Source organism: Pseudomonas sp. BP01 (assembly GCF_022760795.1).
Taxonomy (GTDB): Bacteria; Pseudomonadota; Gammaproteobacteria; order Pseudomonadales; family Pseudomonadaceae; genus Aquipseudomonas; species Aquipseudomonas putida_Q.
On sequence record NZ_JAFBKA010000010.1, the window covers coordinates 150,685 to 176,515 of the forward strand.

The 25,831-nt window shown below is 63.4% G+C and carries 30 protein-coding genes; 23 read left to right on the plus strand and 7 right to left on the minus strand.

Annotated elements, in window-relative coordinates:
• Nucleotides 1–74: 74 nt before the first annotated feature.
• Genes JOY50_RS11600 through gspN form a run of 4 tightly spaced genes read left to right on the plus strand, consistent with a single transcriptional unit; the run spans nucleotide 75 to nucleotide 2,858 of the window.
• Nucleotides 75–746, plus strand: a complete 672-nt coding sequence (locus tag JOY50_RS11600) for a prepilin-type N-terminal cleavage/methylation domain-containing protein (protein WP_259374931.1) — start codon at nucleotides 75–77, stop codon at nucleotides 744–746.
• Nucleotides 743–1,819, plus strand: coding sequence for a type II secretion system protein GspL (gspL, locus tag JOY50_RS11605; RefSeq protein ID WP_243055198.1), 1,077 nt, complete (start codon nucleotides 743–745; stop codon nucleotides 1,817–1,819). The genes JOY50_RS11600 and gspL overlap by 4 nt, the downstream gene beginning before the upstream one ends.
• A complete protein-coding gene (gene gspM / locus JOY50_RS11610) occupies nucleotides 1,816–2,202 on the plus strand; it encodes a type II secretion system protein GspM (protein ID WP_019470339.1) in 387 nt (128 codons plus the stop codon). Before gspL ends, gspM begins: the two co-directional genes overlap by 4 nt.
• Nucleotides 2,199–2,858: a type II secretion system protein N gene (gene gspN / locus JOY50_RS11615; RefSeq protein WP_132843810.1), complete on the plus strand. Its 660-nt coding sequence runs from the start codon at nucleotides 2,199–2,201 to the stop codon at nucleotides 2,856–2,858. Before gspM ends, gspN begins: the two co-directional genes overlap by 4 nt.
• Nucleotides 2,859–2,930: 72 nt before the next feature.
• Here the strand turns inward: gspN and JOY50_RS11620 are convergent, their stop codons facing one another.
• Nucleotides 2,931–3,491, minus strand: a complete 561-nt coding sequence (locus JOY50_RS11620; RefSeq protein ID WP_243055199.1) for a murein L,D-transpeptidase family protein — start codon at nucleotides 3,489–3,491, stop codon at nucleotides 2,931–2,933.
• Nucleotides 3,492–3,516: 25 nt separating this feature from the next.
• On the minus strand, nucleotides 3,517–4,074 hold the full coding sequence (locus JOY50_RS11625) for an NUDIX hydrolase (protein ID WP_019470342.1): 558 nt from the start codon (nucleotides 4,072–4,074) through the stop codon (nucleotides 3,517–3,519).
• A gap of 123 nt (nucleotides 4,075–4,197) precedes the next feature.
• Here JOY50_RS11625 and JOY50_RS11630 point away from each other — a divergent pair, with 123 nt between their 5' ends.
• From JOY50_RS11630 to purT, 5 genes are all read left to right on the plus strand, one after another.
• On the plus strand, nucleotides 4,198–4,797 hold the full coding sequence (locus tag JOY50_RS11630; RefSeq protein WP_243055200.1) for a CoA pyrophosphatase: 600 nt from the start codon (nucleotides 4,198–4,200) through the stop codon (nucleotides 4,795–4,797).
• A gap of 44 nt (nucleotides 4,798–4,841) precedes the next feature.
• On the plus strand, nucleotides 4,842–5,366 hold the full coding sequence (locus tag JOY50_RS11635) for a gamma carbonic anhydrase family protein (RefSeq protein WP_132843805.1): 525 nt from the start codon (nucleotides 4,842–4,844) through the stop codon (nucleotides 5,364–5,366).
• Complete coding sequence (locus JOY50_RS11640) at nucleotides 5,356–5,553, plus strand: DUF1289 domain-containing protein (RefSeq protein WP_016501238.1); 198 nt, start codon at nucleotides 5,356–5,358, stop codon at nucleotides 5,551–5,553. The genes JOY50_RS11635 and JOY50_RS11640 overlap by 11 nt, the downstream gene beginning before the upstream one ends.
• Nucleotides 5,554–5,729: 176 nt before the next feature.
• On the plus strand, nucleotides 5,730–6,197 hold the full coding sequence (locus JOY50_RS11645) for a VUT family protein (RefSeq protein WP_010952556.1): 468 nt from the start codon (nucleotides 5,730–5,732) through the stop codon (nucleotides 6,195–6,197).
• Nucleotides 6,198–6,273: 76 nt separating this feature from the next.
• The gene (gene purT / locus JOY50_RS11650) at nucleotides 6,274–7,455 is read left to right on the plus strand and encodes a formate-dependent phosphoribosylglycinamide formyltransferase (protein ID WP_016501237.1); all 1,182 of its coding nucleotides are present in this window, start codon (nucleotides 6,274–6,276) and stop codon (nucleotides 7,453–7,455) included.
• Nucleotides 7,456–7,493: 38 nt separating this feature from the next.
• Here purT and JOY50_RS11655 read toward each other — a convergent pair whose 3' ends face one another.
• From JOY50_RS11655 to JOY50_RS11665, 3 genes are all read right to left on the minus strand, one after another.
• Nucleotides 7,494–8,792 carry an MFS transporter gene (locus JOY50_RS11655; RefSeq protein ID WP_132843799.1) on the minus strand — a complete coding sequence of 433 codons (1,299 nt, stop codon included), beginning with the start codon at nucleotides 8,790–8,792 and terminating at the stop codon, nucleotides 7,494–7,496.
• A 274-nt stretch (nucleotides 8,793–9,066) separates the two neighbouring features.
• Complete coding sequence (locus JOY50_RS11660) at nucleotides 9,067–10,272, minus strand: transporter associated domain-containing protein (protein WP_243055201.1); 1,206 nt, start codon at nucleotides 10,270–10,272, stop codon at nucleotides 9,067–9,069.
• A 9-nt stretch (nucleotides 10,273–10,281) separates the two neighbouring features.
• A complete protein-coding gene (locus tag JOY50_RS11665) occupies nucleotides 10,282–11,091 on the minus strand; it encodes an inner membrane protein YpjD (protein WP_132843794.1) in 810 nt (269 codons plus the stop codon).
• Between the two features lie 313 nt (nucleotides 11,092–11,404).
• On the opposite strand from JOY50_RS11665, the gene ffh reads away from it, so the two are divergent.
• From ffh to JOY50_RS11725, 12 genes are all read left to right on the plus strand, one after another.
• Nucleotides 11,405–12,781 carry a signal recognition particle protein gene (gene ffh, locus JOY50_RS11670; RefSeq protein ID WP_012270758.1) on the plus strand — a complete coding sequence of 459 codons (1,377 nt, stop codon included), beginning with the start codon at nucleotides 11,405–11,407 and terminating at the stop codon, nucleotides 12,779–12,781.
• Nucleotides 12,782–13,028: 247 nt separating this feature from the next.
• Nucleotides 13,029–13,280, plus strand: a complete 252-nt coding sequence (gene rpsP, locus JOY50_RS11675; RefSeq protein WP_008094480.1) for a 30S ribosomal protein S16 — start codon at nucleotides 13,029–13,031, stop codon at nucleotides 13,278–13,280.
• 5 nt (nucleotides 13,281–13,285) lie between these two features.
• Nucleotides 13,286–13,822, plus strand: a complete 537-nt coding sequence (rimM, locus tag JOY50_RS11680) for a ribosome maturation factor RimM (RefSeq protein WP_016485144.1) — start codon at nucleotides 13,286–13,288, stop codon at nucleotides 13,820–13,822.
• A 3-nt stretch (nucleotides 13,823–13,825) separates the two neighbouring features.
• Nucleotides 13,826–14,578, plus strand: a complete 753-nt coding sequence (gene trmD, locus JOY50_RS11685; RefSeq protein WP_003252146.1) for a tRNA (guanosine(37)-N1)-methyltransferase TrmD — start codon at nucleotides 13,826–13,828, stop codon at nucleotides 14,576–14,578.
• 42 nt (nucleotides 14,579–14,620) lie between these two features.
• Nucleotides 14,621–14,971, plus strand: a complete 351-nt coding sequence (gene rplS, locus JOY50_RS11690; protein WP_003252148.1) for a 50S ribosomal protein L19 — start codon at nucleotides 14,621–14,623, stop codon at nucleotides 14,969–14,971.
• 94 nt (nucleotides 14,972–15,065) lie between these two features.
• Nucleotides 15,066–15,473 (plus strand): acyl-CoA thioesterase, encoded by a 408-nt coding sequence (locus JOY50_RS11695; protein WP_019470347.1) that lies wholly within the window; start codon nucleotides 15,066–15,068, stop codon nucleotides 15,471–15,473.
• Between the two features lie 124 nt (nucleotides 15,474–15,597).
• Nucleotides 15,598–16,494, plus strand: a complete 897-nt coding sequence (gene xerD, locus JOY50_RS11700; RefSeq protein WP_003252154.1) for a site-specific tyrosine recombinase XerD — start codon at nucleotides 15,598–15,600, stop codon at nucleotides 16,492–16,494.
• Nucleotides 16,495–16,647: 153 nt separating this feature from the next.
• On the plus strand, nucleotides 16,648–17,391 hold the full coding sequence (locus JOY50_RS11705) for a thioredoxin fold domain-containing protein (RefSeq protein WP_019473611.1): 744 nt from the start codon (nucleotides 16,648–16,650) through the stop codon (nucleotides 17,389–17,391).
• 83 nt (nucleotides 17,392–17,474) lie between these two features.
• Entirely contained in the window at nucleotides 17,475–18,779 is a 1,305-nt protein-coding gene (locus JOY50_RS11710) for a homoserine dehydrogenase (protein WP_019473612.1), read from the plus strand.
• A 61-nt stretch (nucleotides 18,780–18,840) separates the two neighbouring features.
• Entirely contained in the window at nucleotides 18,841–20,250 is a 1,410-nt protein-coding gene (gene thrC, locus JOY50_RS11715; RefSeq protein WP_132843791.1) for a threonine synthase, read from the plus strand.
• Between the two features lie 129 nt (nucleotides 20,251–20,379).
• On the plus strand, nucleotides 20,380–20,814 hold the full coding sequence (locus JOY50_RS11720) for a response regulator (RefSeq protein WP_132843788.1): 435 nt from the start codon (nucleotides 20,380–20,382) through the stop codon (nucleotides 20,812–20,814).
• Nucleotides 20,815–20,877: 63 nt separating this feature from the next.
• A complete protein-coding gene (locus JOY50_RS11725; RefSeq protein ID WP_132843785.1) occupies nucleotides 20,878–21,159 on the plus strand; it encodes a DUF3509 domain-containing protein in 282 nt (93 codons plus the stop codon).
• Nucleotides 21,160–21,337: 178 nt separating this feature from the next.
• On the opposite strand, the gene JOY50_RS11730 is transcribed toward JOY50_RS11725, so the two are convergent.
• Both JOY50_RS11730 and JOY50_RS11735 read right to left on the minus strand, forming a co-directional pair.
• Nucleotides 21,338–22,213, minus strand: a complete 876-nt coding sequence (locus tag JOY50_RS11730) for a TIGR02285 family protein (protein ID WP_132843783.1) — start codon at nucleotides 22,211–22,213, stop codon at nucleotides 21,338–21,340.
• 21 nt (nucleotides 22,214–22,234) lie between these two features.
• A complete protein-coding gene (locus tag JOY50_RS11735) occupies nucleotides 22,235–23,434 on the minus strand; it encodes a CaiB/BaiF CoA-transferase family protein (RefSeq protein WP_243055202.1) in 1,200 nt (399 codons plus the stop codon).
• A gap of 131 nt (nucleotides 23,435–23,565) precedes the next feature.
• On the opposite strand from JOY50_RS11735, the gene JOY50_RS11740 reads away from it, so the two are divergent.
• Both JOY50_RS11740 and recJ read left to right on the plus strand, forming a co-directional pair.
• Nucleotides 23,566–24,108, plus strand: coding sequence for a YaeQ family protein (locus JOY50_RS11740; protein WP_016485154.1), 543 nt, complete (start codon nucleotides 23,566–23,568; stop codon nucleotides 24,106–24,108).
• Nucleotides 24,109–24,116: 8 nt separating this feature from the next.
• A complete protein-coding gene (gene recJ, locus JOY50_RS11745) occupies nucleotides 24,117–25,826 on the plus strand; it encodes a single-stranded-DNA-specific exonuclease RecJ (protein WP_243055203.1) in 1,710 nt (569 codons plus the stop codon).
• Nucleotides 25,827–25,831: the final 5 nt, after the last annotated feature.

Here is a 25,831-nt window from a genome sequence, read left to right on the forward strand (position 1 = left end):
TCTGGCTCACACCACTGATGGCTTGCACGACCTCTGTGGGAGCGGGCGTGCCCGCGAATCAGGCGACGCAGTGTATGGCACCGGCTATGCCGGTGTTCGCGGGCACGCCCGCTCCCACAGGTTGCCCATACAGCGGCCAGTACCGGGTTCGGCCTGTAAGGCACCGTCAGGCAGGCCTGACCCTGATTGAACTGATGGTTGCCCTGGCCCTGACTGTCCTGCTCGGCATCATGCTCGCTGCGTTGGTCAATGGCTGGATGAAAGTGCGCGAACGCCTGCAAGTGACCACCCAGGAAACCTCGGTGCTGGACTTCTGCCTGGCCCTTGAGCGGCGTTTCGACAGTCCGGTGCTGCGTCGCGTTTACGACCAGCGCCTGCCCCTGGCCAGCCGCTGGCTGGACTGGCAACCGGCAAGCAACCAGTTGCAGTGGGTTGCCACCACCGGCCTGCCAGAAGCCGAAGGCGGCTCGCGCCTGCAACGCCAGCGCTTGCGCTTCGAGGCCCGTGAGCAGCGCTTGCTGCTGGAAAGCTCGGCCGACCTGTACGCCGCCGCCGCGCCGCGCTGGGTGCAGCGTGAGCAACTCGACCGGGTCGGGGCCATGAATATCCTTTATTACCAGGGCGGCCGCTGGCTGGCCTGGCCTTCTGACCAACCGGCGCACCCCGGCCGTGGCGTGCGCCTGGAACTGCAGCGTGATGGAGCACCCTATGTCTGCACCTTCGCCCTCCCGTGGGGGCGCTCATGAAATTTGAATGGCGACAGCGTGCACCTGCTCAACCGTGGTTGTTGATGCGCCCAGGTGTTGTCTGGCACTGGGCGCTGGCCGAGGGCGGCATCGTGCAAAGCCAGGGGCAGGGTGAGCCACCGGCGCACGTGCAAGCCCGGGTAGCCCTTGTTCTGCCTGCCGAGGCCTGCAGCGTCTTCCACGTGCCTGCCCCACCCGGGCTCAAGCGTGAGGAGTGGCCGTTGTTGCTCGAAGACCGCTTGCTGCAACCGCCCGACGAGGTGGCCTGCGCCTGCCTGGCCCGTCAGCCCGGGCACCTTCGCTTGCTGGTGGTGGCGCGTCAGCAACTGGACGACTGGCGCGGACAGTGTGGCGTATGGGGCTTGCAGGTAGAACGTTGCTGGGCCGAGTTGCAGTTGCTGCCCAGGCCTGAGGCAGGCAGTGCCTGGCATTGGCAGCGCACACCCGGCATGTCCTTGTACAAAGGGCTGGCCGAGGGCGAGCAGGAGCATTGGCTGGCATGGCCGCAAGCACTGGGGGAAGCGCCGCAGCAACCCTGGGCACACCTGCAAAGCGTGCCACTGAGTGGTGACTGGCCAGGCACGCTGGCACCGCTCGACGCGATGCCCGGCCTGTTCGAGCGTGCTCGCAAGGCACCTTCGTTGCCCGTCGTTTCACGCCCGCAGCAACGCCTGTTGGCCGCCTGCCTGATACTGGCGGCAGTCTGGAGCGGGCTGTGGTTGAGTCAGCAGTGGCGTCAGGCACAACTCTGGCGCGCCCAGGTGTTTGCCGTGACGGGCGAGCAGGCCAGCCCACGGCACGCCGCGCAGGCGCTCAAACGCCTGCGGGAAAGCGAGCTTCAACAGCAAGTACGCACCCGCCAGCTCGAAGACTTGCAGGCAGCCTTGCAGGCCTGGCTGCGTGATCAGCCCGGCTGGCGCCTGCAAGCGGTGCGCTTCGATGGCCAGCGCTGGCACCTGCGGCTAGAAGGCGACGGCGCCACGCCACCCTGGCAAGACATGGCCAACGCTGCCGGTGCTGCCGTACAGGTACAAGGTGGCGAAGTGGTGTTCGACTTGGGAGCCGCCGCATGAACCAGGACTGGATGCAGCGTCATCGGTTGAAGTTCGCCTGGTTGCTGATTGCGTTGTTGCTGACTGTTCTGGCTCTGCGCGAGGGCTTGGCACAATGGCGCGAGGTCAGCCAGTGGCGGGGGCTGGCAGAACAAGCCGCAAGCCTGCATGGCGGCCCGGGCTTGAGCCTGGAGCGCCTGAAGCAGTCGGCCGAGGCGCGGCAGGTTGTATTGGCCGAGGTCGATGTGCAAGGCAAGGCCTGGCAACTGCGTGGCCAGGTGGCTGATGAGCGGGTGCTGCAAGGCTGGTTGCAGTCCCTGCATGAAGAGGGCGCAACGCCGCTGCAATGGGGGCTGGAACAGGATGGCAAGGCGTTGCGCTTCGACCTGGTGGTGCAGCCATGAGCCGCAAAGGTGTGGCGTGGGTGCTGCTGGTTTTCGGCCTGACCTTGCTCGTTGAGTTACCCGCCGCCTGGGTGGCTCACGGGGCAGGTGTGCCGGTGCGGGATGTCAGTGGCAGCCTGTGGCAGGGCCAGGCGCAACAGTTGGGGCCGGTGGGGCCTCTGCGCTGGTCGGTGCAGCCTTGGCGCTTGCAGGCAACTGCACAGTTGGGGTTTCAGGGGCAGGCCTGGCAATTGCGCGCCGAAGGCTGGCCGTGGCGCTGGCGGCTGGAGGCAACGGCGATGGGCGTCCAGGCGACGGTGGCCACGGATTACCGCTTGGCCGGGCTGTGGCAGGGCGCAGTCCGCATGCAGGGGGCAGGGCGGCAATGCCTGGGCAGCGAAGGCCGTTTCACGGTGAGCGACCTGGCGCTGAGCGAACCGTGGTCGCTGGGCCTGGGGCAGGGGTGGCTGGAAATGGACTGCCGCAGTGGCTGGCACCTGCGTGGGCAGCTGGCGCAGCAGGGGCAGCATGAGCTGTTCGTGGATGCTGACCTGCCAGGGCGGCGGGCCCAGGTGGTGTTAGAGTTGCAACCGGAAGCGGCGTTGGTGCCCTTGTTACGAGGTGCGCAGTGGCTGGGGGCGCAGGCGTTGGCAGGGCAACGCGACCTGCGCTGGTAAGCTGTGCGAGCAACTGTCTTTCACCATCACTCCCGCTACCGCCTCACCTTGCAGGAGCAGCTGTGTTTCTCTTCAGGGCCGGATTTCGATCAGCGTGCCATCGCGCACCAGTTCCCAGACTTCCTGCATGTCACGGTTGCGCATGGCAATACAGCCGTCGGTCCAGTCCAGGGTGTGGAAATACCACTCCGGGTACTCGTCGTTGATCGGCGTGCCGTGAATCATGATCATGCTGCCGGCACTCACCCCTTCGCGGGTGGCGCGGGCGGCATCGCTTATGTTCGGGTAGTTGATGTGCATGGCCAGGTTGAAGCGGTCGCTTTGCTTGCGCCAGTCCAGCCAGTACAGGCCTTCAGGGGTTTTTTTATCGCCTTCGCGTTGCTTGGCACCCTTGGGCTGCTTGCCCAGGGAAATGCGGTAGGTTTTCAGCGGCTCGCCACGGCTGATCAGCTGTAGGCGACGCTCGGACTTGATCACCAGCACTTTGTCGATCAGCGGTTGCATGGCCTGCTGCGAAGGCGAAGGCGACGGCGTCTGCGCTGCCGGCACGGGCTTGCGGATGATCGTCTCGGTGAAGGCCGCCTGGGACACCGAGGTAACGCAAAGGCAGAAAATGGCAAGCAACCAGCGCATGTAACGGTATCCCTGAAGGCTTCTTCTAAGTAGAGGTGGAGGTCGAGACGGTCATCGGCGCCAGGTACTCATGGCCTATGGGGTAGTGCTGCCCGATGCGGTCGCGATAGTAGCATTCTAGTGTGCGTGTGACGGTGCGGAAAGCCAGCTCGCCCCACGGAATCTCATGTTCTTCGAACAACCGCACCTCCAGGCTTTCGACACCGACGGCGAAGTCCAGGTCCGTCAATTCGGCGCGGAAGAACACATGCACCTGGTTGATGTGCGGCAAGTCGAACAGCTGGTACAGGCTGGTTGGCCCCACCCGGGCGCAGGCTTCCTCGACGGTTTCGCGACGGGCGGCCTGGTCGATTGTTTCACCGTTCTCCATGAACCCGGCGGGCAGGGTCCAGAAACCACGGCGTGGCTCGATGGCACGCCGGCATAGCAGCACCTGGCTGCCCCAGGTCGGTAGCACGCCGGCGACGATGTTGGGGTTCTGGTAATGGATGGTCTGGCAAGACTCGCAGACATACCGCAGGCGGCTATCGCCTTCGGGAATCCGCTGGGTGACCGGCTGGCCGCACGCGCTGCAGAATTTCATGGGAGGTTCCTTTTGTTCAAGGCTATCTTGGCGTGCAGGCAGGGCCGCCGCAAGCGTAGGGGCTTGGGTGCTTCGCGGCTTTGGTGCATCATGCAAGGCAGGCCTTGGATACGAGCGTGCGCAATGCTGGACGAGCTACTTCGCCGAATGAGCAACCACCAACCCGCATCACTGGAAACCGACCGGCGGTTCCCTGAAGCGGCGGTCCTTTTGCCCATTACCCGCAGCGAAGCGCCCGAGCTGGTCCTGACCCTGCGCGCCAAGGGTTTGTCTACCCATGGTGGCGAAGTGGCCTTTCCCGGTGGCCGACGCGACCCGGAAGACCCGGACCTGGTGTTTACCGCCCTGCGCGAGGCCGAGGAAGAGATCGGCCTGCCGCCTGGCTTGGTGGAAGTGGTAGGCCCGCTCAGCCCGCTTATTTCGCTGCATGGCCTTAAAGTGACGCCATTCGTCGGGCTTATTCCCGACTTCGTCGAATACCGCGCCAACGATGCCGAAATCTCGGCAGTATTCACCGTGCCACTGGAATTCTTCCGCCAGGACCCGCGCGACCATACCCACCGTATCGATTATCAGGGGCGCAGCTGGTACGTGCCCAGCTACCGCTATGGCGAATACAAGATCTGGGGGTTGTCGGCGATCATGATCGTCGAACTGGTCAACGTACTGTTTGATGCCGGCATCAGCCTGCACCAGCCCCCAGAGCGTTACATCGAAAACTGAGCGGGGCCTACCCTGCCGTCTGCGTTCCAGCCTGAGGAGCATGCATGAAATACCGCCTGGGCGACCTGCGGGTCGAAAGCCACCCCACCAGTTGGGCCGCACCCAACGCCACGCTGATCGGCAGCGTGCGCCTGCAAGCCAATGCCAGCGTGTGGTTTGGCGCGGTGCTGCGCGGGGATAACGAGCTGATCGATATCGGCGAAGGCAGTAACGTGCAGGATGGCACGGTGATGCACACCGACATGGGCTCGCCGCTGACCCTGGGCAAGGGCGTCACCGTTGGTCACAACGCCATGCTGCATGGCTGCACCGTGGGCGACTACAGCCTGGTCGGTATCAATGCCGTGATCCTCAACGGCGCGCGCATTGGCAAGCACTGCATCATCGGCGCCAATGCACTGATCGCCGAGGGCAAGGAAATCCCCGACGGTTCGCTGGTGATGGGCTCGCCCGGCAAGGTAGTTCGTGAATTGACCGAGCAGCAGAAGCGCATGCTTGAAGCCAGTGCCGCGCATTACGTGCACAATGCCCAGCGTTATGCCCAGGAGCTGGTGGTTGATGATGAGTAATGTAGTAGAGCGGCCGGTGGCCTCGCCGTGCGTAAGCATTTGCGCGCTGGACGAGCAGGATATCTGCACCGGCTGCCAGCGTACCGTGGCAGAGATTGGCCGCTGGGGGCGGATGGACAACGATGAGCGCCGGGCGGTGCTCAAGCTTTGCCATGAACGGGCAGTAGAGGCCGGCCTCATCCTGTAGGAGCGGCCTTGTGTCGCGATGGGCTGCGCAGCAGCCCCCTGCAATCTTCGGTGTGCATCAGAAACCCTGGGGCCGCTGCGCAGCCCATCGCGACACAAGGCCGCTCCTACAGGGACGGCGTTGCCTGTCGAGGGCGCCAGCGGTAATCTGTACGGCTTGCCCACAGACTACCCGCCATGTTCTATCTGATTGCCTACATCAGCAGCGTAGTGCTGATCAACTACGCCTTCTCCAGCGCCCCGCACCTGGACATCATCTGGTCCGCCTGGGGCGGCCTGGTGTTCATCCTGCGCGACATGGTGCAGACCCGCTTCGGCCATGGTGCCCTGGTTGCCATGTTGGTGGCCCTGGTGCTGTCCTATGTCACCTCCGAGCCGGCCATCGCCCTGGCCAGCGCCACCGCGTTTTTCATTTCCGAGCTGATCGACTGGCTGGTGTTCAGCATTACCCGCCGGCCGCTGCGCGATCGCCTGTGGCTCAGCTCGGCGCTGAGCATCCCGGTGGATACCTTCATCTTTTTCGGCATGATCGGCGCCCTGACCCCGGCGGTGATCGGCACCGCCATGGCGTCGAAGTTCGCCGGTGTCACTGCCGTATGGCTGGCCATGGCATTTCGCGCCCGACGGGCCGCCGTCGCCGGTTGATGGTGTAGAATAGCGGTCCTTTTTCAGCGGGCGGCGCAAAGCCTGGCGCGGCCCCGGACGCCTTCGAGGACCTGAAATGACCCGTATCGGAACCCCCTTGTCGCCCACCGCGACCCGTGTACTGCTGTGCGGCTGTGGCGAGTTGGGCAAGGAAGTGGTGATCGAGCTGCAGCGCCTGGGCGTCGAAGTGATCGCCGTCGACCGCTACGCCAATGCCCCGGCCATGCAGGTGGCGCATCGCAGCCACGTGGTCAACATGCTCGATGGCGTTGCCCTGCGTGCGGTGATCGAGGCCGAGAAGCCGCACTATATCGTCCCGGAAATCGAAGCCATCGCCACCGCCACCCTGGTCGAGCTGGAAAACGAAGGTTTCAACGTGGTGCCGACCGCCCGGGCCACGCAGTTGACCATGAACCGTGAAGGCATCCGCCGTCTGGCCGCCGAAGAGCTGGACCTGCCGACCTCGCCGTACCACTTCGCCGACACCTATGAAGACTACGCCAAGGCCGTGGCCGATGTGGGTTACCCGTGCGTGGTCAAGCCGGTGATGAGCTCGTCGGGCAAAGGCCAGAGCCTGCTGCGCAGCGATGCCGACCTGCAGAAGTCGTGGGACTACGCCCAGGAAGGCGGCCGCGCCGGCAAAGGCCGGGTGATCGTCGAGGGCTTCATCGACTTTGAATACGAAATCACCTTGCTGACCGTGCGCCACGTCGGCGGTACCACCTTCCTGGAGCCGGTTGGCCACCGCCAGGAGAAGGGCGACTATCAGGAGTCGTGGCAGCCGCAGGCCATGAGCCCGAAAGCGCTGGCCGAGTCGCAGCGCGTGGCCAAGGCCGTCACCGATGCCTTGGGCGGTCGCGGCCTGTTTGGCGTGGAACTGTTCGTGAAGGGCGATCAGGTGTGGTTCAGCGAAGTGTCGCCGCGCCCGCATGACACCGGCCTGGTCACCCTGATTTCCCAGGACCTGTCGCAGTTCGCCCTGCATGCCCGTGCCATTCTCGGCCTGCCGATTCCGGTGGTGCGTCAGTTTGGCCCGTCGGCGTCGGCGGTGATCCTGCCAGAAGGGCAGTCGCAGCAGACCAGCTTCGCCAACCTGGGCGCAGCGCTGAGCGAGCCGGATACGGCCATTCGCCTGTTCGGCAAGCCGGAAATCAACGGTACCCGCCGCATGGGCGTGTGCCTGGCGCGTGACGAGTCGGTCGAGCTGGCGCGGGCTAAGGCGACCCGCGCTTCGCAGGCGGTCAAGGTCGAGTTCTGATCTGAAACCGCAGGGGGCCGCAACGCGGCCCCAATTGCTTACAGCTCGGTATTACGGGTCTCTTTAAGGCACAGCACCGCAATCAGGCTGATCACCGCCGCAGCCGACACATAGCCCCCCACCCAGCTCAACCCGCCCATGCTGACCAGCTTCTGGGCAAAGAACGGTGCCGCCGAGGCGCCGACAATCCCGCCCAGGTTATATGCCGCCGAAGCCCCGGTGTAACGCACGTGGGTAGGGAACAGTTCAGGCAGCAGTGCCCCCATCGGCGCAAAGGTCACGCCCATCAGGAACAGCTCGATGGCCAGGAACAACGCCACCCCCGTCGTCGACCCAGACGTCAGCAGCGGTTCCATGGTAAAGCCCGAAGCGACCGCCAGCAGGCCGCCGATGATCAGCACCGGCTTGCGCCCGTAGCGGTCGCTGAGCCAGGCCGACAATGGCGTGGCCAGGGCCATGAACACCACCGCGAAGCACAACAGGCCAAGGAACGTCTCGCGGCTGTAACCCAGCGTGGTCACGCCATAGCTCAGCGAGAACACCGTGGAGATATAGAACAGCGCGTAGCACACCACCATCGCCGCAGCGCCCAGCAGGGTGGGCACCCAGTAGTTGGAAAACAGCTCGAACACTGGCATTTTCACCCGCTCGTGGCGGGCAACAGCCTTGGCGAATACCGGGCTTTCTTCGAGCTTCAGGCGCACATACAGGCCAACCAGCACCAGCGCGGCACTGAGCAGGAACGGAATACGCCAGCCCCATTCACGGAACTGCTCGTCGCTGAGCGTCAGGGCCAGGGTGAGGAACAGGCCGTTGGCGGCCAAAAAGCCGATCGAAGGCCCCAGCTGCGGGAACATGCCGAACCAGGCGCGCTTGCCTTCCGGGGCGTTCTCGGTGGCCAGCAACGCCGCGCCACCCCATTCACCGCCCAGGCCCAGGCCTTGGCCAAAGCGCAGCAGGCACAGGATGATCGGCGCCCACACGCCAATGCTGTCATAGCCCGGCAATACGCCGATGGCTGTGGTGGAGACCCCCATCAGCAGCAGCGAGGCAACCAGGGTCGATTTGCGGCCGATACGGTCGCCAAAGTGGCCGAACAACGCCGAACCCAGCGGGCGGGCGAGGAAGGCGATGCCGAAGGTGAGGAAGGCCGCCAGCATTTGCGCGGTACCCGACCCGGATGGAAAGAATACCGGGCCGATCACCAAGGCAGCAGCAGTGGCGTACACGTAAAAGTCGTAGAACTCGATGGCGGTGCCGATGAAGCTGGCAGTGGCTACCCGGGCGGGCGAGTTGACCGGCGCGGCAGGCGCTTCGGCGTAGGTGCTGCTTGTCATTAAGTAGGTCCCTAACAGTCTGGTCCGGCTCCATGGGCATGGCCCGCGCGGTGTGCTGAGCAAAAGGGCAGGCACGGTTGCGCGGGCGCCGGAGCGTTTTGTTGTTGTGTGCGCACGACTGACGATAGCCCAAGGGGGGTAGGGGCGGCGCGGGCACTGTTCGGGGTATTGAAGCAGGACCGCAGGGCGTGTCAGTGGAGCGGACTGGCCGTGGAACGCCGGGTGCGGGTAGCAGGCGTGGCGGCGGGGCTGGGTAAGCGTGACCCGAGTATAGCTATCGGGTCACGGTCCACACCAGTACCTTGCTGGCACAATTGTCCTCTGTTTCGAGGATTTCCAGCCGATAGCGGCCGATCTTCAGGCAAACGGCGCTTTCCGGGATGCTTTCCAGTGCTTCGGTAACCAGCCCGTTGAGGGTTTTCGGCCCGCCGTCGCAGGGCAGGTGCCAACCCAGGGTGCGGTTGATTTCGCGCAGCGAGGCGTTGCCGTCGATGACGAAGGTGCCATCGGGTTGCGGGTGTACGTGGGGGTTTTCCAGGCTTTGTTCGTCCTCGAACTCGCCAACGATCTCTTCGAGGATGTCTTCCAGGGTGACGATGCCCTGCACCTCGCCGTACTCGTCTACCACCACACCCAGCCGGCGCTGTTGCTTGTGGAAGTTCAGGAGCTGCATTTGCAAGGGCGTGCTTTCTGGCACGAAATAGGGTTCGTAGCAGGCGCCGTGCAGTGCCTCCAGGGTCAGCTCGCCCTTGGGCAGCAGGTGGCTGATCAGCTTGGTGTTGAGGATGGCTTCGACCTGGTTGATGTCGTTGTGGTAGACCGGCAGGCGGGTGTGGCGGCTGACGATCAACTGCTCGATGATGCGCTCGATCGGCTCGTCGAGGTTGATGCCGTCCACCTCGTTGCGCGGTACCAGGATGTCGTTGACGGTGATCTTGTCCAGCGATTGCAGGCCGTCGAGCAGGCCATGGCGGGGTGTTTCGTGCTCCTCGTCTTCGTCGAAGTCGTCGGCTTCCTGCGGGTGCAGGGCCACGGCCGTGGGTTGCACGCGAAACGGGCGCAGGAGCAGCTTGGCGAAACCGTCCAGCAGGCAGGCCACTGGCTGCAGCAGGGCGAGGGGCACTTTCAGCAGGCTGGTACCCAGGTTGACGCATGCCTGCGGGTTGCGCCGGGCCAGGCGCCGCGGCAGGTATTCGGCAAACACCAGCAGGGTGAGGGTGGCGGCCAGCCCTGCCAGCCAAAAGCCGTGCTCGCCGCTATGGCGCTGGCCGACCAGGCAGGCCAGGCCCAACACCAGCAGCTTGCCCAGGCTAGCGCACAGCACCAAGGCCTGGGCCGGGAGCAAGGGCTGGCCGTCATCAAAGGTGCGCAGCGAGCCATTAAGCAGCAGGCGGGCGGCATCCACCGTGGTGAACAGCGCCGACCACAGCAGCGCCAGTGCCAGGGTGCCGAGTAGCGGTGCGTACGGCAGTGTGTCCATGAGCGGCCGTCAGATATGCAGGATGAATTCGCGAACCAGCTTGCTGCCGAAATAGGCCAGCATCAGCAGGCAGAAACCGGCCAGCGTCCAGCGGATGGCCTTGTGGCCACGCCAGCCCAGGCGGGTGCGGCCCCACAGCAGTACGCTGAACACCACCCAGGCGACACAGGCCAGCAAGGTCTTGTGTACCAGGTGCTGGGCGAACAGGTTGTCGAGGAACAGCCAGCCGGAGATCAGCGACAGCGACAGCAGGCACCAGCCGGCCCAGAGAAAGCCGAACAGCAGGCTTTCCATGGTTTGCAGGGGCGGGAAATTGCGGATCAGCCCGGACGGGTGCTTGTTCTTCAGCTGGTGGTCCTGCAGCAGCAACAGCAGCGACTGGAACACCGCGATGGTGAACAGCCCGTACGCCAGGATTGACAGCAGGATATGCGCGAGGATGCCCGGCTCTTCGTTGATCAGCGGTACGGTGCCAGGCGGTGCAAACTGCGCCAGCAGCGCGGTGACCGCACCCAGCGGGAACAGCAGCACCAGCAGGTTTTCGACCGGTATGCGCAGACAGGCCAGCAGGGTCAGGCCGATGACGGCCACGGCGATCAGGCTGGCGGCGCTGAAGAAGTCCAGGCTCAGGCCCAGCGGGGTGATCAGCTGGAAGTACAGCGCACCGGCCTGGGCGAGCACCGCGAAGGTACCCAGCAGGACGAGCAGGCGCTTGTCGGACTTGCGGCCCTGGGCCAGGTGCGTGCCCTGGTAGATGGCCGCCGCTATATATAGGCCGGCAGCGATCAGGTTGGGGATGAGGCTGGGAGAGGAGACCATAAGTCCTGGTTGGCGAGCCTTAAAGAGACGGAGTTTGGCATAGATTCCGCTGATCAAGGAAGACTGAAGGCTTGTGTCAGGGCATTCGCGGGCTCGCCCGCTCCCACAGGCACGGCGCAGGTCCGCAATAGGGTGGAGATCCTGTGGGAGCGGGCGTGCCCGCGAAGGGGTCACAGCAGCCACCGAATGTCTCCCAAGGTGTGCGCCGCCGCCGCACTTCGCTATAATCGCCGCCTTGCTGTGCCCGGCGGGTGTGTATTTCCCCCAGGGTGCCTGACAAACCTCGGCTTTTACTGGGCCTGAAAGGATCACAATGTTCGAAAACCTGACCGACCGCCTGTCACAGACGCTGCGCCATGTCACCGGCAAGGCCAAGCTGACCGAAGACAACATCAAGGACACGCTGCGCGAAGTGCGCATGGCCCTGCTCGAGGCCGACGTTGCCCTGCCGGTGGTGAAGGATTTCGTCAATAGCGTCAAGGAACGTGCGGTCGGCACCGAAGTGTCGCGCAGCCTGACCCCGGGCCAGGCGTTCGTGAAGATCGTCCAGGCCGAGCTGGAAAGCCTGATGGGCGCGGCCAACGAAGACCTCGCGCTCAATGCTGCGCCACCTGCCGTGGTGCTGATGGCCGGCCTGCAGGGCGCCGGTAAGACCACCACCGCCGGCAAGCTGGCGCGGTTCCTTAAAGAGCGCAAGAAAAAGAGCGTGATGGTGGTGTCCGCCGACGTCTACCGTCCGGCGGCGATCAAGCAGCTGGAAACACTGGCCAACGACATCGGCGTCACCTTCTTCCCGTCCGACATCAGCCAGAAGCCGGTGGCCATTGCCGAAGCGGCCATCCGTGAAGCCAAGCTGAAGTTCATCGATGTGGTCATCGTCGACACCGCCGGCCGTCTGCACATCGACGCCGACATGATGGACGAGATCAAGGCGCTGCACGCAGCAGTCAAGCCGATCGAGACGCTGTTCGTGGTCGACGCCATGACCGGCCAGGACGCCGCCAATACTGCCAAGGCGTTTGGCGAGGCCCTGCCGCTGACCGGCGTGGTGCTGACCAAGGTTGACGGTGACGCCCGTGGCGGTGCTGCGCTGTCGGTGCGTGCCATTACCGGCAAGCCGATCAAGTTCATCGGTATGGGTGAGAAGACCGAGGCCCTCGAGCCGTTCCACCCCGACCGCGTCGCTTCGCGCATCCTCGGCATGGGCGACGTGCTTAGCCTGATCGAGCAGGCCGAGCAGACCATCGACAAGGCCAAGGCCGACAAGCTGGCCAAGAAGCTGAAGAAGGGCAAGGGCTTCGACCTCGAAGACTTCCGCGACCAGCTGCAACAGATGAAGAACATGGGCGGCCTGGGCGGCCTGATGGACAAGCTGCCGAGCATCGGCGGGGTCAACCTGTCGCAGATGGGCAACGCCCAGGGCGCGGCCGAGAAGCAGTTCAAGCAGATGGAAGCCATCATCAACTCCATGACCCCGGCCGAGCGCCGCGACCCTGACCTGATCAGTGGTTCGCGCAAGCGCCGTATCGCCCTGGGTTCCGGCACTCAGGTGCAGGACATCGGCCGGCTGATCAAGCAGCACAAGCAAATGCAGAAGATGATGAAGAAATTTTCCGCCAAAGGCGGCATGGCCAAGATGATGCGTGGCCTGGGCGGGATGCTGCCAGGCGGCGGCATGCCGAAGCTGTAACCCCTATTCCGGGGGCCTGTCTTTAACTGGGCAGGCTTCCAGAACCCCCGCCCCGGCGGGGCAACTGCCGTTGATTTAGCGGCTAAACCGGCAAATCTGGACGGTGGGGCAAAGCCTTGCCGAAAAAGTCATTTGCAAATGTCCGTGTATTCCCCGAGAATATGCGGCCTTTTGGGCACCCGTGTGCCTATTTGGCATTCAGATTTGCAGTACAAACTGCAACACCGACTATAGGAACGATGTTCACATGGTAACCATTCGTCTGGCCCGTGGCGGCTCGAAAAAGCGCCCATTCTACCACCTGACCGTGACCAACTCGCGTAACGCCCGTGACGGCCGTTTCGTTGAGCGCGTTGGCTTCTTCAACCCGATCGCATCGGGCGCCGAAGTCAAGCTGTCGGTCAACCAAGAGCGCGTCACCTACTGGCTGAGCCAGGGCGCACAGCCGTCTGAGCGTGTTGCTCAGCTGCTGAAGGACGCTGCCAAGGCCGCTGCCTGAACAGTATGAACGCGACGCCAGAAAAGGCTGACGACCTCATCGTCGTTGGCAAGATTTTTTCGGTTCACGGCGTTCGCGGCGAGGTGAAGGTGTATTCCTTTACCGATCCGATTGAAAACCTGTTGGATTATCCCGGCTGGACGCTTCGGCACGAAGGCAAGGTAAAGCAGGTCGAGCTGGTCAGCGGTCGTGGCTCCCAAAAGGGCCTGGTCGTGAAACTGAAAGGCCTCGATGATCGTGATGAAGCCCGTCTTCTGAGCGGTTACGAAATCTGCATTGCGCGGAGCCTTTTGCCCAACCTGGCTGCCGACGAGTACTACTGGTACCAGTTGGTAGGTCTGAAGGTCATCAACCAGGACGAACAGCTGTTCGGCAAGGTCGATCACCTGTTGGAGACCGGTGCGAACGATGTAATGGTGGTCAAGCCCTGCGCAGGCAGCCTGGATGATCGCGAGCGTCTGTTGCCCTACACGGCGCAATGCGTGCTCGACGTCGACCTGGAAGCAGGCGTGATGCGGGTTGAATGGGACGCGGACTTCTAAACGATGGGTAACCTTCGCGTAGACGTCATCACGTTGTTCCCCGAGATGTTCTCGGCCATCACGGAGTACGGCATTACCAGCCGCGCGGTGAAACAGGGGTTGCTTCAGGTGACTTGCTGGAACCCGCGGGACTACACCACAGATCGTCACCACACGGTAGATGATCGGCCGTTTGGCGGTGGTCCGGGCATGGTGATGAAAATCAAGCCTCTGGAAGACGCCCTGGTTAGCGCCAGGCAAGCGACTGGAGCTGCGGCGAAGGTGATCTACCTCTCGCCACAAGGCCGCAAGCTGACTCAGCAGGCGGTCAAAGGCCTGGCCGAACAGGAATCGTTGATCCTGATCGCCGGTCGTTATGAAGGCATCGACGAGCGCTTTATCGAGGCTCATGTCGATGAGGAGTGGTCGATTGGCGACTATGTGCTTTCCGGTGGCGAGCTGCCGGCCATGGTACTGATCGATGCGGTTACACGGCTGCTGCCCGGAGCTTTAGGGCATGTGGACTCGGCGGAAGAAGATTCCTTCACCGACGGTCTGCTGGATTGCCCGCACTACACCCGACCTGAGGTGTATGCGGATCAGCGTGTTCCCGACGTGTTGCTAAGTGGCAACCATGCACATATCCGGCGTTGGAGGATGAAGCAGTCCCTTGGTAGGACCTTCGAACGACGCGCCGATCTTCTGGAAAGTCGCTCGCTTTCTGGAGAAGAGAAGAAGCTGCTCGAGGAATACCTCCGCGAGCGGGACGATAGTTAAACGTATCGATGGTGGATCGCGTATCCATCTTAGGAGCACAGCATGACCAACAAGATCATCCAGCAGCTCGAAGCCGAGCAGATGAGCAAGGAAATCCCGACCTTCGCACCAGGCGACACCGTTGTTGTCCAGGTTAAAGTGAAGGAAGGTGAGCGTTCCCGTCTGCAGGCGTTCGAAGGCGTTGTTATCGCCAAGCGTAACCGCGGTCTGAACAGCGCCTTCACCGTGCGCAAGATCTCCAGCGGCGTTGGCGTAGAGCGTACCTTCCAGACCTACAGCCCGCAAATCGACAGCCTGGCCGTGAAACGTCGTGGTGACGTGCGTAAAGCCAAGCTGTACTACCTGCGCGACCTGTCCGGCAAAGCCGCTCGCATCAAGGAAAAACTGTCCTGAGTACAGTTTGCCCGGTGGCCAAGGCCGCCTAGCGAGAAAAAAGCAGCCTTCGGGCTGCTTTTTTGCGTTTTGAACCCCCGAAAATGTGATTGCCATGACTACCCGAGACCAGGAAATCCAGCGCCGCACCGAGTTGTCGGTGACCCGCGTGACCAAGGCGGTGTTCCCCAACACCACCAACCACCACAACACCCTGTTCGGCGGCACCGCCCTGGCCTGGATGGACGAAGTGTCGTTCATTGCCGCCACGCGCTTCTGTCGCCTGCCGCTGGTGACCGTGTCCACTGACCGCATCGACTTCAAGCACCCGATCCCGGCGGGCTCGATCGTCGAGTTGGTGGGCTCGGTGATCAAGGTCGGCAATACCAGCCTGCAGGTGCAGGTGGACGTGTTTGTCGAGAACATGTACCTGGACGGCCGTGAGCGGGCGATCCACGGGGTGTTCAGCTTTGTCGCCATCGACGAGGACAAGCGCCCGGTGCCCGTTTTGCCCCAGGCCTGAGCCTCTTCAGGGGCTGACGCGGTCTCTGTGGGGGCGGTGCCAGCCGATCACGCTCCGATTGATCACGACAACCTGTCAGCTGCTGTGAAACACTAAGCCAACGTCCAACACCCAGCAGCCCCGAATGCCCGCCCTAGACCACCCCCTGATCGACCAGTTTCTCGACGCCCTGTGGCTTGAAAAAGGCCTGTCCGACAACACCCGCGTGTCCTATCGCAGCGATCTGGCACTGTTTAATGGCTGGCTGCAGGAGCATTCGGTTTCCCTGCCCGATGCCGGCCGTGACCTGATCCTCGACCACCTGGCCTGGCGCCTCGACCAGGGTTACAAGCCGCGCTCCACCGCGCGCTTCCTGTCTGGCCTGCGCGGTTTCTTCCGCTACCTGCTGCGGGAAAAGCTGGTAGCGATCGACCCGACCCTGCAGGTCGACATGCCGCAATTGGGCAAGCCGCTGCCCAAGTCGTTGTCCGAAGCCGACGTGGAAGCCCTGTTGCAGGCCCCGGACCTGGGCGAAGCCATCGGCCAGCGTGACCGGGCCATGCTCGAAGTGCTGTATGCCTGCGGCCTGCGTGTCACCGAACTGGTCAGCCTGACCCTCGACCAGGTCAACCTGCGCCAAGGTGTGCTGCGGGTGATGGGCAAGGGCAGCAAGGAGCGCCTGGTGCCCATGGGCGAAGAAGCGGTCGTGTGGCTGGAGCGCTACCAGCGCGATGGCCGCGCCGAGTTGCTCAATGGCCGCCCCAGCGACGTGCTGTTCCCCAGCCAGCGCGGCGAACAGATGACCCGCCAGACCTTCTGGCACCGCATCAAGCACCATGCCCGGGTGGCAGGTATCGACAAACCGCTGTCGCCGCACACGTTGCGCCATGCGTTCGCCACCCACTTGCTCAACCATGGTGCTGACCTGCGCGTGGTGCAGATGCTGCTCGGCCACAGCGACCTGTCGACTACCCAGATCTATACCCACGTTGCCAAAGCCCGCTTGCAGCAGTTGCACGCGCAGCACCACCCGCGTGGATGAATGTTTTTCATGTTCCGCCGACTGGTCCTCGCAAGCCCCTTCACCGGTGGTGTGATGTGGTAGGCTTGGGCGGTTTGCACCAAGGGCCGCACGGCCACCGCGTATTTTCCGCAGGTGGCGCCCTCCGGCCCCTGTCCGCCTTCAGGAGTTCCCATGCGCGTGACCCAGTTTTTCGCCGCCGCCGCGTTGGCGCTGGCCAGTACCTTTGCCGTTGCTGCGGCAACCGATGGCAATGCCGGGGCCGAGCAGGCCATCCGTAAATCGTTGCAAAACCTCGAGCTGGAAGTACCGGTAGAAAGCGTGGCCAGCAGCCCGCTAAACGGCCTGTACGAAGTCAAGCTGCAGGGCGGCCGCGTGTTGTACGCCAGTGCCGACGGCCAGTTCGTGATGCAGGGCTACCTGTTCCAGATCCAGGACGGCAAGCCGGTCAACCTCACCGAGAAGACCGAACGCCAAGGTGTCGCCAAACTCATCAACGGCATTCCAGCCGCCGAGATGGTGGTTTATCCTGCCAAGGGCGAGACCAAGTCGCACATCACCGTGTTCACCGACACCACCTGCCCGTATTGCCACAAGCTGCACGCCGAAGTGCCCGAGCTGAACCGTCGCGGTATCGAAGTGCGCTATGTCGCCTTCCCGCGCCAGGGGCTCGGCTCGCCGGGTGACCAGCAGCTGCAGGCGGTCTGGTGCTCCAGCGACCGCCGCGGGGCGATGGACAAGATGGTCGAAGGTGAAGAGATCAAGGCTGCCAAGTGCGCCAACCCGGTCGGCAAGCAGTTCCAGCTGGGCCAGTCGATCGGCGTCAATGGTACCCCGGCTATCGTCCTCGAAAGCGGCCAGGTCATTCCGGGCTACCAGCCGGCACCGCAGGTCGCCAAGCTGGCACTTGCCAAGTAATCCAATTCAGTACGCCGTCGTCATGGGGTGACGGCATGTTTCACGGTCGGCGAAAGTGTCGGCCGTTCAATGGGGAGTTCACAGTGAAACCGGTCAAAGTAGGCATCTGTGGGTTGGGGACCGTCGGTGGCGGAACCTTCAATGTACTTCAGCGCAACGCCGAGGAGATTGCCCGCCGTGCCGGGCGCGGTATTGAAGTGGCACAGATCGCCATGCGCTCGCAGAACCCGAACTGCCAGATTACCGGTACCCCCATTACCGCTGACGTGTTCGAAGTTGCGAGCAACCCGGAGATCGATATCGTCGTCGAGCTGATCGGTGGCTACACCATCGCCCGCGACCTGGTGCTCAAGGCGATTGAAAACGGCAAGCATGTGGTCACTGCCAACAAGGCGCTGATTGCCGTGCATGGTAACGAAATCTTTGCCAAGGCCCGCGAGAAGGGTGTGATCGTCGCCTTCGAAGCGGCCGTGGCCGGTGGCATCCCGGTGATCAAGGCCATCCGCGAAGGCCTCTCGGCCAACCGCATCAACTGGCTGGCAGGCATCATCAACGGCACTGGCAACTTCATCCTCACCGAAATGCGTGAGAAGGGCCGTGCCTTCCCGGACGTGCTGGCCGAAGCCCAGGCGCTGGGTTACGCCGAAGCCGACCCGACCTTCGACGTCGAAGGCATCGACGCCGCGCACAAGCTGACCATCCTGGCGTCCATCGCTTTCGGCATTCCGCTGCAGTTCGACAAGGCCTACACCGAAGGCATCACCCAGCTGACCACTGCTGACGTGAACTATGCCGAGGCCCTGGGCTACCGCATCAAGCACCTGGGCGTGGCGCGTCGCACCGCCGAAGGCATCGAGCTGCGCGTGCACCCGACGCTGATCCCGGCCGACCGCCTGATCGCCAACGTCAACGGTGTGATGAACGCCGTGATGGTCAACGGTGACGCTGCCGGTTCCACCCTGTACTACGGTGCTGGCGCCGGCATGGAGCCTACTGCTTCGTCGGTGGTCGGCGACTTGGTCGACGTGGTCCGTGCCATGACGTCCGACCCGGAAAACCGCGTACCGCACCTGGCCTTCCAGCCAGACTCGCTGTCGGCCCACCCGATCCTGCCGATCGAAGCCTGCGAAAGCGCCTATTACCTGCGCATCCAGGCCAAGGATCACCCGGGCGTACTGGCCCAGGTGGCCAGCATCCTGTCGGAGCGTGGCATCAATATCGAGTCGATCATGCAGAAGGAAGCCGAAGAGCAGGACGGCCTGGTGCCAATGATCCTCCTGACCCATGGTGTGGTCGAACAGAGCATCAACGACGCCATCGTCGCCCTGGAAGCCCTGCAGGACGTGATCGGCAAGGTCGTGCGTATCCGCGTCGAACAGCTCAACTGACAAAATTATTGCCGTCGGGCCGCCAGTGCGGCCCCGGCCCCAGCATCGAAGGTTTGCACCCATGCGCTATATCAGTACCCGCGGCCAGGCACCGGCCTTGAATTTCGAAGACGTGCTGCTGGCTGGCCTGGCCAGTGACGGCGGCCTGTACGTGCCCGAGAACCTGCCACGCTTCACCCAGGAAGAAATCGCTTCCTGGGCTGGCCTGCCATACCACGAGCTGGCCTTCCGCGTGATGCGCCCGTTCGTTGAAGGCAGCATCGCCGACGCCGACTTCAAGAAGATCCTCGAAGAAACCTACGGTGAGTTTGCCCACGCTGCGGTCGCCCCGCTGCGCCAGCTGAACAGCAACGAGTGGGTGCTGGAGCTGTTCCACGGCCCGACCCTGGCGTTCAAGGACTTCGCCCTGCAACTGCTCGGCCGCCTGCTCGACCATGTACTGGCCAAGCGCAACGAGCGCGTGGTGATCATCGGTGCCACCAGCGGTGACACCGGTTCCGCCGCCATCGAAGGCTGCCGCCGTTGCGACAACGTCGACATCTTCATCCTGCACCCGCACCAGCGCGTGTCGGAAGTGCAACGCCGGCAGATGACCACCATCTTCGGCGACAACATCCACAACATCGCCATCGAAGGCAACTTCGATGACTGCCAGGAAATGGTCAAGGCCAGCTTCGCCGACCAGTCGTTCCTCAAGGGCACCCGCCTGGTGGCAGTCAACTCGATCAACTGGGCGCGCATCATGGCCCAGATCGTCTACTACTTCCACGCAGCCCTGCAGCTGGGCGGCCCAGCGCGCTCGGTGGCGTTCTCGGTGCCAACCGGCAACTTCGGTGACATCTTCGCCGGCTACCTGGCGCGCAACATGGGCCTGCCGATCAGCCAGCTGGTCGTCGCCACCAACCGCAACGACATCCTGCACCGCTTCATGAGCGGCAACCAGTACGTCAAGGACACCCTGCACGCCACCCTGTCGCCGTCGATGGACATCATGGTCTCGTCCAACTTCGAGCGCCTGCTGTTCGACCTGCATGGACGCAACGGCGCCGCCATTGCCGAGCTGATGGCCAACTTCAAGCAAGGTGGCGGCTTCAGCGTCGAGCAAGGCCGCTGGACCGAAGCCCGCAAACTGTTCGACTCGCTGGCCGTCAGCGACGAGCAGACCTGCGAGACCATTGCCGAAGTCTTCGCTGCCACCGGTGAAGTGCTCGACCCGCACACCGCGATTGGCGTCAAGGCTGCACGCGAGTGCCGCCGTAGCCTGGACACGCCGATGGTGGTGCTGGGTACCGCGCACCCGGTCAAGTTCCCGGAAGCGGTGGAAAAGGCGGGTGTAGGCAAGGCGCTGGAGCTGCCGGCGCACCTCAGTGACCTGTTCAGCCGTGAAGAGCGTTGCACGGTGCTGGCCAATGACCTGAAAGCAGTGCAGGGCTTTGTCAGCCAGCACGGCAACCGCGGCAAACCGTTGTAAGCGCGTTGCCATGTGGGGCCGCAAAGCGGCCCCACATGTAAGCCTTTTCCTTTGATCCTTCAGAAATTTCCTATTCGGCCCGTCCAGCGCCAAGCCTAAATTAGCCGGTCCTCCCACCAGGAGCGGCATATGCACCAGCCCTACGTGTTGATCCATCAGGCTCGCCCGTCCCACCAGATCCTCCTGCACCAGGCCCTCAATGCCCAAGGCATGTTCAACGTGCGCGTCAGCGCGAACGCATCCGACCTGGACGCCTGCCTGACCGCTGAACGTTGCCCCGACCTGCTGATTCTCGACCATGCCATGCCAACCCGGGCTGGCCTTTCTTTGCTCGCTCGGCAGCATCGATCACGTGCGTTGCTGTTCGTCGGCCAGGCTACCCCCAAGCACCAGAACCTTGCCCAGGAGGCAAGAAAGCGGGGCCTTTGGGTACTCGCCGAACTCCCCTGGCCGCTTTCGTCCACGCGCCTGCAGCGTGCCTTGCAAGCGCTGCACGTGCGCCCGTGGCGGCATACTAAAACTGTCACGTCTGCCCCGCATGCTCACTGCAACAGCCGCGGATAACGAACTTTGCGCTGCGCCTGTTGGTCAGTTCCTTTATATCCCACCACGCAGCGAGTGAACTGGATGGAAAGAATCTGCAAACTGCTCAACGACGCCCTGACTCCCTATCAGGCCCAGCTCGGCATCGCTGATGCCAGCGGTAATCGCCAATTGACCGTTCACGACCCCGTTGCCGGCATTACCCTGCGGCGCACGGTTAGCGAGCGTCAGTTGCAGGAACAACGCCTGTTGATTGATTTGGTAGATGGCCTGCACCGTGACTTGCAGATCGCCGAAGGGCGTTTGCAGCCTTGTGTGATCGCGGCGTTGAAGCAGCGTCAGCAACCAAGGGGAACCTTTGCCTGAGTGGTTTATCAGACAGTGTGAGGGTAGCCAGCCAGAGCTTTGCTCCGGCGCTGGCAAGGCTGCCTCGGGAAGCCTCAATCGGCTTTCGCTTGGCCCCGGGCGTCCTCCCCAGCGTCCGGGGTTTCTTTTTTCTGACTAAGCACATTTCCCTGTAGGAGCGGCCTTGCCGATCGACCAGCTATTGGTCTTGGAAAAAGCGCTTGCTGTCTTCCAGATAGTCTTCCTGCAACGCCGGGTCCAGCCAGCGCGCATACAACGCTGGCAACACATCCCGGCGCACTGCAGGTAACAGCTGATCAATATGCGCGATCGCCTCGCGCCCCAGAGGGCTGTCCGAACAACCCACATGCAGAAACTGGTAGCGCTCTACCCCCTGCACCGGATGAAACTGGTAATCCGCCAGTGCCCCCCCTTGCTGCTGAATCAGATAGCGCACTTCAGGCCAGTAGCCGAGCACCATGCGCAGGCGCCCCAGCTGTTGCATCTGTAGCAGGTTGGCGGTGGCATCGTTGCCGTAGTGGCGGCTGAGCACGCTGTCGGGCAACTGGCGCAGGATGGCGTCGATCTGGGTGCCGTAGCTGCGTTCTGCAACAATCCCCAGCTTCAGCGAGTCGTTGCTCAGCAGGCCATGCAGGTCTACCTGCTGGCCGTCGAGGTACGGTGCCACCAGCGCCTGGTTTTCCTTGCGCAGCACCAGGCCACCGCTGAGCACGCCCAGTGATGACCTGGAAAAACGCACATATTCGGCACGTTCCGGGGTCCATAACAGGGTCGGGTCGCAGGTGAAGCTGTTGCGGTCTTGCAGCATCTGGATGCCGCGGGCGCGGTTGACCCGCACGATGCTGTGGTCGTATTCGGGCATCTGCCCGATCAGCAGCGGCAACAGCTGGTCGATCACCCCTTGGCCTTGTTCCGGGCCTGCAAAAATGGTGAATGGCGGCAGGTCACGCACCAGCCAGAAGATGCGTTCCTTGGCACTGACAGGCTGCAGCAGCAATGCAGGCAGTAGCCCGCACAACAGGATCAGGTGGCGTATCCAGCGGGCAGTGCGCATGGGCGAGGGCGGCGTCAGGCGTCAGACCGCGCCGGCTTCGCGCAGGCCGGCAATGGCCGCCGCGTCGTAGCCCAGCCCGGTGAGCAGTGCGTCGGTGTGTTCGCCCAGCGCCGGGCCGACCCATTCGGTGGAGCCAGGCGTATCCGACAGCTTGGGCACGATGCCCGGCATGCGGAACGGCTTACCGTCCGGCAGCTTGGCCAGCAAGAACATTTCCCGCGCCAGGTACTGCGGGTCATTGAACATGTCCTCGGCCGAATAGATACGGCTGGCCGGTACTTCGGCGGTGGTCAGTACCTGCATCAGTTGCTCAAGAGGCAGGCTGTTGGCCCAGCGGTCGATCACCCCGTACAGCTCGTCACGGCGCAGGTCGCGGCCATCGTTGCTGGCCAGGGTCGGGTCGTCTGCCAGGTCGGCACGGCCAATGGCCTGCATGAAACGCTTGAAGATGGCATCGCCGTTGGCGCCGATCTGCACGTGCTTGCCGTCGGCGCTGGTGTGGATCGAGGAGGGCGTGATACCTGGCATGATGTTGCCGGTGCGCTCGCGGATAAAACCGAACACATCGAACTCCGGGACCATGCTTTCCATCATGGCGAAGATCGCCTCGTACAGCGCCACATCCACCACCTGGCCCTGGCCGCCATTGACCTCACGGTGGCGCAGCGCCATCAGCGCGCCGATCACCCCCCACAGGGCGGCAATCGAGTCACCGATGGAAATGCCCGTGCGTACCGGCGGGCGGTCGTCGAAGCCGGTGATGTAGCGCAAACCGCCCATCGACTCGCCCACCGCGCCGAAGCCCGGTTGGTCTTTCATCGGCCCGGTCTGGCCAAAGCCCGAGAGGCGCACCATCACCAGGCGCGGGTTCAGCGCATGCAGCACATCCCAGCCCAGGCCGAGTTTTTCCAGCACGCCCGGGCGGAAGTTCTCGATCAGGATGTCGGCGTCGGCCAGCAGGCGCTTCAGAATCTCGAGGCCTTCGGAGTGCTTGAGGTTGAGGGTGAGCGATTGCTTATTGCGCGCCTGCACGAACCACCACAGCGAAGTGCCCTCGTACAGCTTGCGCCACTTGCGCAACGGGTCGCCGCCATCGGGGGATTCGACCTTGATCACCTCGGCGCCGAATTCGGCGCAGATGCGCGAGGCGAACGGCCCGGCAATCAGGGTGCCGAGTTCGACAACTTTGAGGCCGGCGAGGGGTTTGCTGGGCGTCGACATGGGGCATCCGTGGCAGCTGGGCAGAGCCGTGGTTTTATCACACGTCGGTTTCGCCGGGTACTGCTGCGGCGCATGGAGGGAGCGGATGGGTTAGACTGTGCCACTTTTCTTTTGCACGAAGCCCGTCGACCATGGCCCAGCCGTCCACCACCTACAAGTTCGAATTGAATCTGACCGACCTCGATCGCAATGTCTACGAAAGCGTCAAGCAGACCATTGCTCGCCATCCTTCGGAAACCGAAGAGCGTATGGCGGTTCGTCTGTTGGCGTATGCGCTCTGGTACAACGAGAACTTGTCGTTTGGCCGCGGTCTGTCGGATGTCGATGAGCCGGCACTGTGGGAAAAGAGCCTGGACGATCGGGTGTTGCACTGGATCGAAGTGGGCCAGCCAGACGCCGACCGCCTGACCTGGTGCTCGCGCCGTACCGAACGTACCAGCCTGCTGGCCTATGGCAGCCTGCGTGTGTGGGAAGGCAAGGTGGTAGGGGCCGTGAAAAACCTGAAAAACCTGAACATCGCTGCCGTGCCTCAGGAGGTGCTGGAGACGCTGGCCACCGACATGCCGCGCAGCATCAAGTGGGACGTGATGATCAGCGAAGGCACGGTGTTCGTGACGGATGACCGGGGCCAGCACGAAGTGCAACTGCAGTGGCTGCTCGGTGAGCGTGGCTGAAGCGACCCATGCGCATCGAACCTCGCCCCCTGCCGCCGACCCTGCCATTTCTGGGTAACTTGCCACCCTTGCTGACCCGCCTGTACGCCGCGCGCGGTGTGCAGTCCGAGGCCGAACTGGACAAAAGCCTGGCGCGCCTGCTGCCCTACCAGCAACTCAAGGGCATCGAGGCCGGTGTCGACCTGCTGGTCGAGGCGCTGGACCAGCGCCAGCGCATTCTTATCGTTGGCGACTTCGATGCCGATGGCGCCACCGCCAGCACCGTCGGGGTGCTGGGCTTGCGCCTGCTGGGTGCGGCCCATGTCGATTACCTGGTGCCCAACCGCTTTGAATACGGCTATGGCCTGACCCCTGAAATCGTCGAGGTGGCGCTGCAGCGTCAACCGCAACTGCTGATTACCGTGGACAACGGCATTTCCAGCGTCGAGGGTGTGGCGGCAGCCAAGGCCGCCGGGCTCAAGGTGCTGGTCACTGACCACCACCTGCCGGGCCAGCAACTGCCCGAGGCCGACGCCATCATCAACCCCAACCAGCCGGGCTGTACGTTCCCGAGCAAGGCGCTGGCCGGGGTAGGGGTGATCTTCTATGTGCTGATGGCCCTGCGCGCGCGCCTGCGCAGCCTGGGGCGCTACGAGACGCAACCACAGCCCAACATCGGCGAACTGCTCGACCTGGTCGCGTTGGGCAGCGTCGCCGACGTGGTGCCGCTGGACGCCAACAACCGCATTCTGGTGCACCAGGGCCTTGAGCGCATCCGCGCCGGTCGCGCCCGGCCAGGGCTGAAGGCAATTCTCGAAGTGGCCCGCCGCGATTACCGGCGCATCACCTCGACTGACCTCGGTTTCATCCTCGGCCCACGGCTGAACGCCGCTGGCCGCCTGGACGACATGAGCCTGGGCATCGAATGCCTGTTGTGCGAAGACGCGGCGCTGGCCCAGGACATGGCCCAGCAGCTGGACGACCTGAACCAGGACCGCAAGTCTATCGAGCAGGGCATGCAGCGCGAGGCCCTGGCCCAGCTCAAGGACCTGCCGGTCGAGTCGATGCCGTATGGACTGTGCCTGTTCGATGCCGACTGGCACCAGGGTGTGATCGGTATTCTGGCTTCGCGCCTTAAAGAGCGTTATCACCGGCCAACCATCGCCTTCGCGGATGCCGGCGAGGGCATGCTCAAAGGTTCGGCGCGCTCGGTACCAGGCTTCCACATCCGCGATGCACTGGATGCCGTGGCGGCGCGTCACCCGCAGCTGATCAGCAAGTTCGGCGGCCACGCCATGGCGGCGGGGTTATCGTTGCCCGAGGATAATTTCCCGGCCTTTGCCCAGGCGTTCGACGAAGAAGTGCGGCGCCAGCTGCGTGAGGAAGACCTGACAGGCCGGCTGTTGTCCGATGGCAGCCTGGCCGTGGAGGAATTCCACCTCGACCTGGCCAAGGCCCTGCGCCACGCCGGGCCCTGGGGCCAGCATTTCCCCGAGCCGCTGTTCCACGGTGTGTTCCAGCTGGTGGAGCAGCGCGTGGTGGGCGAGCGGCACCTGAAGGTGGTGCTCAAGAGCGAGTGTGGTGCGGTGCGCCTAGAGGGTATTGCCTTCGGCGTCGACCGCGAAGTGTGGCCGAACCCGACGGTGCGCTGGGTCGAACTGGCGTACAAGCTGGATGTGAACGAGTTTCGTGGCAACGAAAGCGTGCAGTTGATGATTGCCCACATGGAGCCGCGCTGACGGGC

Excerpts from the sequence above, each read along its gene's own strand:
- ffh (WP_012270758.1), top strand. The coding sequence starts at position 11,405 with ATGTTCGAAAACCTGACCGACCGCCTGTCACAGACGCTGCGCCATGTC.
- rpsP (WP_008094480.1), top strand. The coding sequence starts at position 13,029 with ATGGTAACCATTCGTCTGGCCCGTGGCGGCTCGAAAAAGCGCCCATTC.
- JOY50_RS11640 (WP_016501238.1), top strand. The coding sequence starts at position 5,356 with ATGATGAGTAATGTAGTAGAGCGGCCGGTGGCCTCGCCGTGCGTAAGC.
- gspL (WP_243055198.1), top strand. The coding sequence starts at position 743 with ATGAAATTTGAATGGCGACAGCGTGCACCTGCTCAACCGTGGTTGTTG.
- JOY50_RS11660 (WP_243055201.1), bottom strand. The coding sequence starts at position 10,272 with ATGGACACACTGCCGTACGCACCGCTACTCGGCACCCTGGCACTGGCG.
- rplS (WP_003252148.1), top strand. The coding sequence starts at position 14,621 with ATGACCAACAAGATCATCCAGCAGCTCGAAGCCGAGCAGATGAGCAAG.
- xerD (WP_003252154.1), top strand. The coding sequence starts at position 15,598 with ATGCCCGCCCTAGACCACCCCCTGATCGACCAGTTTCTCGACGCCCTG.
- thrC (WP_132843791.1), top strand. The coding sequence starts at position 18,841 with ATGCGCTATATCAGTACCCGCGGCCAGGCACCGGCCTTGAATTTCGAA.
- JOY50_RS11705 (WP_019473611.1), top strand. The coding sequence starts at position 16,648 with ATGCGCGTGACCCAGTTTTTCGCCGCCGCCGCGTTGGCGCTGGCCAGT.
- JOY50_RS11740 (WP_016485154.1), top strand. The coding sequence starts at position 23,566 with ATGGCCCAGCCGTCCACCACCTACAAGTTCGAATTGAATCTGACCGAC.
- JOY50_RS11625 (WP_019470342.1), bottom strand. The coding sequence starts at position 4,074 with ATGAAATTCTGCAGCGCGTGCGGCCAGCCGGTCACCCAGCGGATTCCC.
- gspN (WP_132843810.1), top strand. The coding sequence starts at position 2,199 with ATGAGCCGCAAAGGTGTGGCGTGGGTGCTGCTGGTTTTCGGCCTGACC.
- JOY50_RS11655 (WP_132843799.1), bottom strand. The coding sequence starts at position 8,792 with ATGACAAGCAGCACCTACGCCGAAGCGCCTGCCGCGCCGGTCAACTCG.
- JOY50_RS11735 (WP_243055202.1), bottom strand. The coding sequence starts at position 23,434 with ATGTCGACGCCCAGCAAACCCCTCGCCGGCCTCAAAGTTGTCGAACTC.
- JOY50_RS11600 (WP_259374931.1), top strand. The coding sequence starts at position 75 with ATGGCACCGGCTATGCCGGTGTTCGCGGGCACGCCCGCTCCCACAGGT.
- gspM (WP_019470339.1), top strand. The coding sequence starts at position 1,816 with ATGAACCAGGACTGGATGCAGCGTCATCGGTTGAAGTTCGCCTGGTTG.
- JOY50_RS11720 (WP_132843788.1), top strand. The coding sequence starts at position 20,380 with ATGCACCAGCCCTACGTGTTGATCCATCAGGCTCGCCCGTCCCACCAG.
- purT (WP_016501237.1), top strand. The coding sequence starts at position 6,274 with ATGACCCGTATCGGAACCCCCTTGTCGCCCACCGCGACCCGTGTACTG.
- JOY50_RS11730 (WP_132843783.1), bottom strand. The coding sequence starts at position 22,213 with ATGCGCACTGCCCGCTGGATACGCCACCTGATCCTGTTGTGCGGGCTA.
- trmD (WP_003252146.1), top strand. The coding sequence starts at position 13,826 with ATGGGTAACCTTCGCGTAGACGTCATCACGTTGTTCCCCGAGATGTTC.
- rimM (WP_016485144.1), top strand. The coding sequence starts at position 13,286 with ATGAACGCGACGCCAGAAAAGGCTGACGACCTCATCGTCGTTGGCAAG.
- JOY50_RS11630 (WP_243055200.1), top strand. The coding sequence starts at position 4,198 with ATGCTGGACGAGCTACTTCGCCGAATGAGCAACCACCAACCCGCATCA.
- recJ (WP_243055203.1), top strand. The coding sequence starts at position 24,117 with ATGCGCATCGAACCTCGCCCCCTGCCGCCGACCCTGCCATTTCTGGGT.
- JOY50_RS11695 (WP_019470347.1), top strand. The coding sequence starts at position 15,066 with ATGACTACCCGAGACCAGGAAATCCAGCGCCGCACCGAGTTGTCGGTG.
- JOY50_RS11620 (WP_243055199.1), bottom strand. The coding sequence starts at position 3,491 with ATGCGCTGGTTGCTTGCCATTTTCTGCCTTTGCGTTACCTCGGTGTCC.
- JOY50_RS11665 (WP_132843794.1), bottom strand. The coding sequence starts at position 11,091 with ATGGTCTCCTCTCCCAGCCTCATCCCCAACCTGATCGCTGCCGGCCTA.
- JOY50_RS11645 (WP_010952556.1), top strand. The coding sequence starts at position 5,730 with ATGTTCTATCTGATTGCCTACATCAGCAGCGTAGTGCTGATCAACTAC.
- JOY50_RS11635 (WP_132843805.1), top strand. The coding sequence starts at position 4,842 with ATGAAATACCGCCTGGGCGACCTGCGGGTCGAAAGCCACCCCACCAGT.
- JOY50_RS11725 (WP_132843785.1), top strand. The coding sequence starts at position 20,878 with ATGGAAAGAATCTGCAAACTGCTCAACGACGCCCTGACTCCCTATCAG.